The following is a 10625-nucleotide window of genomic DNA, read 5'->3' as shown; positions in this document are numbered from 1 at the left end:
ATCGATCTTGGGATGTTCGTGATGTTCTCCTCGGGTGCGGGGGTGTGGGGCAGTGGCGGGCAGGCCGCTTATGGTGCGGCGAACGCTTTCCTGGACGCGCTTGCCGTTCAGCGGCGTGCGCGAGGGCTTGCCGGGACCTCGGTTTCGTGGGGTGCGTGGGGTGAGGCGGGTATGGCCTCGCAGGAGGGCGCCCGTGACTATCTGCGTGAGCGTGGCATGGTCGCGATGGATCCGGAGTTGGCGGTCCGGGCTCTGGAGCAGGCGGTGGAGGCGGGTGAGGACTGTGTGACGGTCGCGGATATCGATTGGCCGCGTTTCACTGACACGTTCACCGCTACGCGGGTGAGTCCGTTGCTGGCTGATCTGCCCGAGGCGCGGCAGCGGCCGGTTGTGGCCTTCGGTGAGGAGGATGGTTCGGCGCTTGCGGGTCGTCTGGCTCCGTTGCCGGTGTCCCAGCGGCGGCAGATCCTGCTCGACCTGGTCCGTGGCGAGGTCGCCGCGGTGCTCAAACATCCGGATGTTCAGGCCATCGAGGCCACGCGGACGTTCAAGGACCTGGGGTTCGAGTCGCTGACCGCGGTGGAGTTGCGTAACCGGCTCAATCGGGAGACGGGGTTGCGGCTGCCCGCGACCATGGTCTTCGATCACCCCACGCCGGTGGCGCTGGTGTCCTATCTGGAGAAGGAACTCGTCGTCGGCGAGGCGGCAGCGCCGGAGTCTTCCGCCGGCCCTTCCTCCGCCGGACTCGACGAGCCGATCGCGATCATCGGCATGAGTTGCCGGTTCCCCGGCGATGTCCGCAATCCCGAGCAGTTGTGGGATGTGGTCGCCGGGGGAGTCGACGCGTTGTCGCCGTTCCCGGTCGATCGGGGCTGGCCGGACCGGGTGCCGGGCGCGGACGCCGCGGTGGGCGGTTTCGTCTACGACGCGACGGAGTTCGACGCGGGGCTGTTCGGGATCTCGCCGCGTGAGGCGTTGGCGATGGATCCGCAGCAGCGGCTGATCCTGGAGAGCGCCTGGGAGGCGTTCGAGTCCGCCGGAATCGACCCTCAGTCCATGCGCGGCAGCCGGACGGGGGTGTTCGCGGGCGCTTCGTCGTCGGGATACGGGCACGGCCAGGTGCTGGAAGGCGTCGAAGGGCATCTGCTCTCCGGCACCGCCAACAGCGTGATTTCCGGGCGGGTCGCGTACACCTTCGGGCTGGAGGGGCCTGCGGTGACGGTGGACACCGCCTGTTCGTCGTCGCTGGTGGCGCTGCATCTGGCCGTGCAGGCGCTGCGTAACGGCGAGTGTGAGATGGCGCTGGCCGGTGGCGTTGCCGTGATGGTGAACCCTGGCGCATTCGGTGAGTTCAATCGGCAGGGTGGTCTGGCGGCCGATGGGCGGTGCAAGGCGTTCGCGGCGGGGGCGGACGGCACCGGCTGGGGTGAGGGTGTCGGTGTCCTGCTGGTGGAGCGGTTGTCGGACGCGCGGCGTAACGGTCATCGGGTGCTCGCGGTGGTGCGGGGGAGCGCGGTCAACCAGGACGGCGCCTCCAACGGCCTGACCGCGCCGAACGGGCCGTCGCAGGAGCGGGTGATCCGGCAGGCGTTGGCCGGCGCCCGCCTGTCCCCGTCCGAGGTGGATGTCGTGGAGGCGCACGGCACCGGGACGAAGCTCGGTGATCCGATCGAGGCGCAGGCGTTGCTGGCGACCTATGGGCAGGACCGGGATCGGCCGTTGTGGCTGGGGTCGATCAAGTCGAATATCGGGCACACGCAGGCGGCCGCGGGTGTGGCCGGTGTGATCAAGATGGTGCAGGCGTTGCGGCATGGTGTGCTGCCTGCGACGTTGCACGTGGACGAGCCGACCGGGCAGGTGGACTGGTCGGCGGGTGCGGTGGAGCTGCTGACCGAGGCCCGGCAGTGGCCTTCGGAGGACCGGCCGCGCCGGGCGGGTGTGTCCGCGTTCGGGATCAGTGGCACCAATGCGCACGTGATCCTGGAGGCCGCGCCGGTCGTTGAAGAGGTTGGGCGGGGTGCGGCTGTGGCCGGCCCGGTGCCGTGGACGGTATCCGGCCGGTCGGCCGAGGCGCTTGCGGCGCAGGCGGAGCGGTTGCGCGCGTTCGTGGCGGATCGGCCGGAGCTGGCGACGGCGGACGTGGCTACGTCGTTGCTGGGCCGGGCGGATTTGCAGCACCGCGCGGTGGTGCTGGGTGCCGATCGAGACAGCCTGCTGGCCGGCCTCGGCGCGCTGGCCGAGGGTGAGCCTTCGGCGGGCGTGGTGTCGGGTGTGGCCGGTGAGGGCCGGACGGCGTTCTTGTTCACCGGTCAGGGGGCGCAGCGGGCCGGGATGGGGCGGGGCCTGTATGCGCGGTTCCCGGTGTTCGCGGACGCGTTCGACGCGGTGTGCGCGGAGCTGGACCTGCGGCTCGATCGGCCGGTCCGGGATGTCGTGTTCGACGGGGCGGATCTCGATCAGACCGTGTGGGCGCAGGCCGGATTGTTCGCGGTCGAGGTGGCGTCGTTCCGGTTGCTGGAGTCGCTCCAGGTGGTAGCGGACTTCCTGCTGGGCCACTCGATCGGTGAGATCGCTGCCGCCCATTGCGCCGGAGTGTTGTCGCTGCCGGACGCGTGTGCGCTGGTTGCGGCGCGGGGCCGGCTGATGCAGGCGCTCCCGTCGGGTGGCGCGATGCTCGCCGTGCAGGCGTCGGAGGACGAGGTCCGGGAGATGGTCGCGGGTCTGGTGGACATCGCGGCGGTCAACGGCCCGAGCTCGGTGGTCGTCTCCGGGGACGCCGGGGTGATCGACGAGTTGGCGGCCCGGTGGGCGGCGGAGGGCCGTAAGACGAGCCGGTTGACGGTCTCGCAGGCGTTCCATTCCCGGCTGATGGAGCCGATGCTGGCCGACTTCGCGGCCGTGTTGGAGACGCTGACGTTCGACGAGCCGCGGATCCCGATCGTGTCGAACCTCACTGGAACGCTCGCCGATCCTGGGCTGTTCACCTCTCCGGCCTACTGGGTGCGGCAGGTGCGTGAGGCGGTGCGGTTCGCCGACGGCGTCACCTGTCTGGCCGAGCGGGGTGTGTCCCGGTTCGTGGAGCTGGGTCCGGATGGTGTGCTCTGCGCGCTGGCCCAGCAAATGCTCGACGGAGTGTTCACGCCGGTGCTGCGCCGCGATGAGGCGCCGGCCCAGCAGTCCGGCGACGCGGTGTTCGCGCCGCTACTGCGCCGCGACCGGGACGACACCGAAACGGTGCTGACCGCGCTGGGCGGGTTGTGGGCGGCCGGCGTCGACGTCGACTGGCGGACCGTTCTGCCGGGCGGCCGTCGGGTGGACCTCCCGACGTACGCGTTCCAGCGGCAGCGGTACTGGCCCAAGCCGGTACCGGTGTTGTCCGGTGACATGGTGGAGTCCCGGTTCTGGGAAGCGGTCGAACGCGAGGACCTGGAAGAGCTGGCCGGCACGCTGAGTCTGGGTGATCAGTCGCACGTGCTGGGCGAGGTACTGCCCGCGCTGTCGTCGTGGCGCAAGCAGCGTCGTCAGGACTCGGTCCTGGACGGCTGGCGCTATCGGATCGTCTGGAACCCGGTCACGCTGGCCGACGGCGAGCTGACCGGGACCTGGCTGGTGGTTCTCCCGGAGGGCACCGACGACCTTCTGGCCGAGGGTGTGCGGGCGGCGATCCGCGACGGCGGGGCGGGGGTGGTCGAGCTGGTCCTCGGGGAGGCGGAACTCGACCGTGCCTCGGTCGCCGCGCGCATTCATGAAGTGGTGGAGGAGGCGCCGGATCTCGCGGGAGTCGCGCTTGTCGCGGCGCCGGGTGTGTCGGCGCAGTTGAGCGGGCTGCTGGCCGTACTGCAGGCGCTGGGGGATCTCGGGGTGAGCGCGCCCCTGTGGTGTGTGACGTCTGGTGCGGTGTCGGCCGGAGGTTCCGATTCGATTCGTGATCCGTATCAGGCGCAGATCTGGGGGCTGGGACGCGTCGCGGCGTTGGAGCATCCGGATCGGTGGGGCGGTCTGGTCGATGTTCCCCCTGTGGTGGATCGCCGGGTCGGTGCCCGGTTGGCGGCCGTGCTGGCCGGGGAGTCGGGCGAGGATCAGGTAGCGGTACGGGGCGCCGAGGTGCTGGGACGGCGGGTGGTGCGGGCGCCGTCGGCCGGCGCGGCGGCCTCGTCGTCCGAGGTGGGGGTGCCGGACTGCGCGGACGGGACCGTGCTGGTGACCGGCGGCACCGGTGGCCTGGGCGGTGAGGTGGCGCGGTGGCTGGCCGGTCGTGGTGTGGGGCATCTGGTGCTGGCGAGCCGTCGGGGAGCTGCGGCGCCCGGCGTCGAGGGACTGGTGGCGGAGCTGCGGGAGCTCGGCGCCCGGGCGTCGGTGGCGGCCTGCGACGTGGCGGACCGGGAGGCGCTGGCCGAGGTCCTGGCGGCGATCCCGGAAGAGTTTCCGCTGATGGGAGTGGTGCATGCGGCGGGAGTAGGGGCGCCGGATGTGCTGATGGAGACGGACGCGGAGCGGGTCGCGGAGGTCGTGAGGGCCAAGGTCGCCGGTGCGGCGCATCTGGACGAGCTGACTCGCGGACAGGATGTGCGGCTGTTCGTGGTGTTCTCGTCCATCGCCGCGACGTGGGGGAGTGGCGGGCAAGGGGCGTACGCGGCGGGGAACGCGTTCTTGGATGCGTTGGTGGAATCCCGTCGGGAGCGGGGGCTGGCGGGCTTGTCGGTGGCGTGGGGGCCGTGGGCCGGTGTCGGGATGGCCGTCGAGGGGGAGACCGGGGAGTTCCTGCGGCGGCGGGGCCTGGTGCTGATGGATCCGGAGGTGGCGATCCGGGCGCTGGAGGTCGCCGTTGACCGTGGCGACGTTTGCGTGAGCGTGGCCGATGTGGACTGGGAGCGGTTCGCCCCGATGTTCGTCTCGGGTCGGGCGAGCGCCTTGCTGGGTGAGTTGCCCGAGGTGGCCGGGGTGCTGGCCGGGCCAGAGCCGAGCGCGGACGAGCCGTCGGGGCTGAGGGGTGTGCTGGAGGGCCTGCCCGCGGCGGAGCGGTCGCGGACGCTGCTGGAGCTGGTGCGGGCGCGCGCCGCGGTGGTGCTGGGGCACGCGTCGGCGGCGGACGTGGAGCCAGGCCGGGCGTTTCGGGATGTGGGCTTCGATTCACTGACGGCGGTGGAACTGCGTGACGCGTTGATGGCGGAGACAGGGCTGCGGTTGCCCGTCACGCTGGTCTTCGACCATCCGACGCCGGTGGCGCTGGCGGAGTACCTGCTGGGGAAGATATTCGGCGCCACGGGAGAGGGCGTCGAGCGGCGCGGGATTCCGGCCGCGGCCAGTGCCGACGAGCCGATCGCGATTGTGGGGATGAGCTGCCGATACCCGGGCGGCGTCGGCGATCCCGATCAGCTTTGGGCACTGCTGGCGGCCGGCGGCCAGGGCATCACCCCGTTCCCCGCCGATCGCGGCTGGGAGATCGGCGAGAGTGCCCCGGTCCTTGAAGGTGGCTTCCTTCATGATGTGGCCGATTTCGACGCGGGCTTGTTCGGGATCTCGCCGCGTGAGGCGTTGGCGATGGATCCGCAGCAGCGCATCCTGCTGGAAGCGGTCTGGGAGGCCTTCGAGCAGACGGGCATCGACCCGCTCTCGCTCAAGCACACGCCCACCGGCGTGATCATCGGCGCCTCCTCGTCGCTCTACGGAATAGGCACGGACCTGGCCGCGGGCGCGGACGGGCACCTGCTGACCGGCAGCGTGACCAGCATGTTGTCCGGCCGGGTGGCCTACACGTTCGGCCTGGAGGGTCCGGCGGTCACGGTGGACACGGCCTGCTCCTCGTCACTGGTGGCCATGCACCTGGCCGCGCAGGCGCTCCGGCGTGGCGAATGCGAGCTGGCGCTGGCCGGTGGCGTGACGGTGATGGCGACACCCGCGAGTTTCGCCGAGTTCGGCCGTCAGGGCGGACTGGCCGCGGACGGGCGCTGCAAGGCGTTCGCCGCCGCGGCCGACGGTACGGGCTGGTCCGAGGGTGTCGGTGTGCTGGTGCTGGAGCGGCTTTCGGACGCGCGGCGCAACGGCCACGAGATTCTGGCGGTGGTGCGGGGCAGCGCGGTCAACCAGGACGGCGCGTCGAACGGGTTGACCGCGCCGAACGGTCCGTCTCAGGAGCGGGTGATCCGCCAGGCGCTGGCCGACGCCCGCCTGTCCCCGTCCGAGGTCGACGTCGTGGAGGCGCACGGCACCGGCACGAAGCTCGGCGACCCGATCGAGGCGCAGGCGCTGCTCGCCACTTACGGCCAGGACCGGGAGCGGCCGTTGTGGCTGGGGTCGGTCAAATCGAACATCGGGCACACCCAGGCGGCGTCCGGTGTGGCCGGTGTGATCAAGATGGTGCAGGCCATGCGGCACGGCGTGCTCCCCGCGACCCTGCACGTGGACGAACCCTCACCGCACGTGGACTGGTCCGCCGGGTCGGTGGAACTGCTCACCGAGGCCCGGCCCTGGCCCTCCACGGATCGGCCGCGCCGTGCGGCTGTCTCCTCGTTCGGGATCAGCGGCACCAACGCCCACGTGATCCTGGAGCAGCCCGCGGCGGCGGATCCCGCACCCGACCTCGCGGAGAGCTCCGGCCCCGTCCCATGGATCGTGTCGGCGCGGACCGCCGACGGGCTGCGGGCCCAGGCCGACCGGTTGCGCCACTTCGCCGAAACCGGCCTCACCTCCGACATCCGCGACGTCAGCCGGTCGCTGGCCACCACCAGGGCGGCACTGAAACATCGGGCGGTCGTGTTCGGCGCCGACCGGGAGGACCTGGTGCGAGGGCTGGCCGCCGTCGCCGGCGGCATGCCGAGCGTCGCCGCGGTCACCGGTACGGCGGGCGAGGGGCGCACCGCGTTCCTCTTCACGGGGCAGGGCACGCAACGCCTCGGCATGGGAGGCGACCTCTACCCGCGTTTCCCGGAGTTCGCCGCGGCCTTCGACGCGGTCTGCGCCGAATTCGACCGTCACCTGGACCGGCCGATCAGGTCGGTGATCTCCGATGGCCCGGGCCTCGACCAGACGGTGTACGCGCAGGCCGGCCTCTTCGCGGTGGAGGTGGCACTCTTCCGGTTGCTGGAGTCGCTCCGGGTGACCCCGGATTTCCTGCTGGGCCACTCGATCGGTGAGATCGCCGCGGCGCACTGCGCCGGGGTGTTGTCGCTGCCGGACGCGTGTGCGCTGGTTGCGGCGCGGGGCCGCCTGATGCAGGCCCTCCCCGCCGGTGGCGCAATGCTGGCCGTCCAGGCGACCGAGGACGAGATAGTCGATGGCCGGGTGGACGTCGCGGCGGTCAACGGTCCGGACTCGGTGGTGGTCTCCGGCGACGCCGAGGTGATCGACGAGCTGGCGGCCCACTGGGCCGCGCGGGGCCGTAAGACGAGCCGGTTGACGGTGTCGCACGCGTTCCACTCCCGGCTGATGGAGCCGATGCTGGCCGAGTTCGCGGCCGTCGTGGGGACGCTGACCTTCGACGAGTCGCGGATCCCGATCGTGTCGAACCTCACCGGCGCACTCGCCGAGCCGGGCGAGATGAGCCTCCCGGGCTATTGGGTGCGGCAGGTGCGCGAGGCGGTCCGGTTCGCCGACGGAGTGACCTGTCTGGGCGAGCACGGCGTGACCCGCGTCGCCGAGCTCGGACCCGACGGTGTGCTGAGCGCCATGGCGAGCCAGATCATCCCCGGCGCGGTCTGCGTCCCGTTGCTGCGTGACGGCCTCGACCACGTCCAGGCCGCTCTCGGCCGCCTGTGGACGAGCGGGGCCGATGTGGACTGGCCGGCACTCGCGTCCGGCGGACGGAGAGTGAGCCTGCCGACGTACGCGTTCCAGCGTGAGCGCTACTGGCCGAAGCCGTTGCAGACGGCGCCCGCCGCCGACCCGGCCGAAGGCCGCTTCTGGGAGGCGGTCGAACGCGGAGACCTCGGCGAACTGGCCCAAACGCTCGACGCGCGGCCGGAGACCGTGGAAACAGCGCTGCCCGCGTTGTCGTCCTGGCGGCGCCGGCGTCGGCGGGACGCGCTCGCCGACTCCTGGCGCTACCGCGTCGTGTGGCGTCCGGAGAGTCCGGCGCCCGGCCGCGCCGCACTGGACGGCACGTGGCTGCTCGTCGCCCCGGCCGCCGACCACCTGGCCGCGGAGGCGGAGGCGGCGATGACCGCGGCGGGCGCGAAGGTCGTCCGGCTCCCGGCGAACGGTGACGGAGCCGACCCCGCCGCCCAGGCCGCGCGGATCAAGCGGGTGTACGGCCAGGCGGACGCCTTGGCGGGCGTCCTCTGCATGCTCGCCGAGGGGGAGGACCGGGTGCCCGCGACCGTGACGCTCGTCCAGGCCCTCGACGAGGCGGGCCTCGACGCCCCCCTCTGGATGGTCACCCGCCAGGCCGTGTCGACCGGCCCGGCCGACCCGCCCCGGCATCCCGAACAGGCCACCCTCTGGGGGCTCGGCCGCGGCATCGACCTGGCCAGGCCCGAGCGGTGGGGCGGCATCGCCGACCTGCCCGCGCGGCCGGACGCCGGTTCCTGGGACCGGCTCGTGACCGTCCTGGCGGGCGGTGCGGAGCCGGAGGCGGTGATCCGCGACGGACTCCTCCACACGCGGCGGCTGACGCCGGACCGCTCGGTCGCGGCGGAGGGACGGCCGGCATGGACCACGTCGGGCACGGTCCTGATCACCGGCGGCACCGGCGCGCTCGGCCGGCGGGTGGCCCGCCGGCTGGCCGGTCACGGTGTGCCCCATCTGCTGCTGGTCGGCCGCCGCGGACCGGACACGCCGGGGATCGGGGACCTCGTCGCCGAGCTGGGCGAGAGCGGCACCCGGGTGACGGTGGCGGCCTGTGACGTCGCCGACCGGGACGCGCTGGCCGCGCTGCTCGCGGCGCTTCCCGCGGACCGTCCGCTCACCGCGGTCGTGCACGCCGCGGGGATCGCCGACGACACCCCGCTGGCGGCGCTCACTCCGGAACGGGTCGCCGAGGTGCTGCGCCCCACCGTGGACGGCGCACGCCACCTGCACGAACTGACCCTGGACCACGACCTGTCCGCGTTCGTGCTCTTCTCCTCCGTCGCCGGAGTCTGGGGCGGCGCGAATCCGGCACGGGCCGCGGCGAACGCCTACCTGGACGCCCTGGCCGCGAAGCGGCGAGCCGACGGCCGCGCCGCCACCTCGATCTCCTGGGGGCCGTGGGCGGACGAGGCCGGACTCACCGGCGACACCGCCGAGCGGTGGGCCCGCGCCGGGCTGCGGGCGATGCCGCCGGACGCGGCGCTCGACCTGCTCGCGCGGCTGCCGGGGCACGCGGAGGCGTGTCTCACGGTCGCGGACGTCGACTGGCCCCGGTTCGCCGCCTCGTACACGCTGGCCCGCCCCCGCCGCCTGCTCGACGAGCTGACCGACCTCCGGCGGGCCGGTGACGGAGCGGACGACGACCCGAGCGCCCGGGCGGACGCGGCCGCGCTTCGCGAGCGGCTGGCGGGACTGCCGGGCGAGGAACGCCACCAGGTCGTGCTCGATCTCGTCCGCGCCCACGCGGCGGCCGTCCTGGGGTACGGCGACGTCGAGCAGATCGCTCCGGATCAGCAGTTCCTGGAGCTGGGCGTCAACTCGCTCACCGCGATCGAGTTGCGGGATCGACTCCGGTCGGCCACCGGCGCCGCGCTGGCGAGCACCGTCGTCTTCGACAGCTCCACCCCGGACGCCCTCGCCCGGCACGTCCAGGAGACGCTGCTCGGCGCGGACGCCGCCCCGGCCGAGCCGCGGGGACGGACCGGCCTGCTGCGCACGCTCTACAGCGAGGCGATGCGGCAGGACAGAATGCTGGATTTCATGGAGTTCCTGTCGGACGCGGCCGGCTTCCGGCCGATGTTCGACTCGGCAGAGTCGCGCACCGCGGCCCCTGCCCCGGTCTTCCTGTCCCGAGGGCCGCGGCGCCCGAGGATCGTCTGTCACACGGGGATGTCGGCACTCGGCGGAGTTCACGAGTTCGCGCGTTTCGCCACGCCGTTCCGCGGCACCCATGACGTGATCGCCCTGCCCCTGCCCGGTTACCGGGACGGCGAGGCGCTGCCGGCCACCAAGGAGGTGTCGCTCGACTGGCAGGCGAGGACGCTCATCGAGGTCGCGGGCGACGCGCCGTTCGTCCTCCTCGGCCACTCCGGAGGCGGGGTGCTCGCGCACGAGCTGGCGTGGCGGCTGGAGCGGATGGGGGCGCCGGCGGCGGGAGTCGTGCTGGTGGACACCTATCCGATGGACCGCCCGATGCACCACGAGTGGATGTCCGAGCTGACCGAGGGCACCTTCGGCCGTGAGCACCTGGCCGTGCCGATGACCGACACCCGCCTGACCGCTCAGGCGTGGTACGGCCGGATGTACCTCGACTTCACGGCCAAGGAGATCACGGCTCCGACGCTCGTCGTCCGCGCCTCGGAACCGATCGGCGAGTGGACCCGCGACGACGACTGGCGGGCCGTCTGGAGCCTGCCGCACACCTGCGTCGACGTGCCGGGCAACCACTTCACCCTGATGATGGAGGACGGCCCGACGACCGCCGCGGCCGTACGGGAGTGGCTCGCGGACATCTTCGCCGAGCAGGGCGCGGACGGCGCGGCTCGCGGGTAGAGAACGCC

Annotated in this window: 1 protein-coding gene and 1 pseudogene; both read left to right on the top strand. The window is 72.6% G+C overall.

The features are described from left to right. Window positions 1-12: 12 nt before the first annotated feature. Window positions 13-102 (top strand): annotated as a pseudogene (locus AWQ70_RS42530) (KR domain-containing protein); the annotation flags it as partial. A 69-nt stretch (window positions 103-171) separates the two neighbouring features. Continuing rightward, window positions 172-10617 carry a type I polyketide synthase gene (locus AWQ70_RS41810; RefSeq protein WP_067186447.1) on the top strand — a complete coding sequence of 3482 codons (10446 nt, stop codon included), beginning with the start codon at window positions 172-174 and terminating at the stop codon, window positions 10615-10617. The last annotated feature ends 8 nt before the right edge of the window (window positions 10618-10625 follow it).

It is taken from the genome of Microtetraspora niveoalba (genome assembly GCF_001570405.1).
Classification (GTDB): Bacteria; Actinomycetota; Actinomycetes; order Streptosporangiales; family Streptosporangiaceae; genus Microtetraspora; species Microtetraspora niveoalba.
The sequence above is the reverse complement of the archived record's forward strand: the minus strand, read 5'-3'. Positions and strand labels throughout refer to the sequence as shown.

What these genes read in the sequence shown, in the direction of transcription:
- AWQ70_RS41810 (WP_067186447.1), top strand. Translation starts at nt 172, where the DNA reads ATGGCCTCGCAGGAGGGCGCCCGTGACTATCTGCGTGAGCGTGGCATG.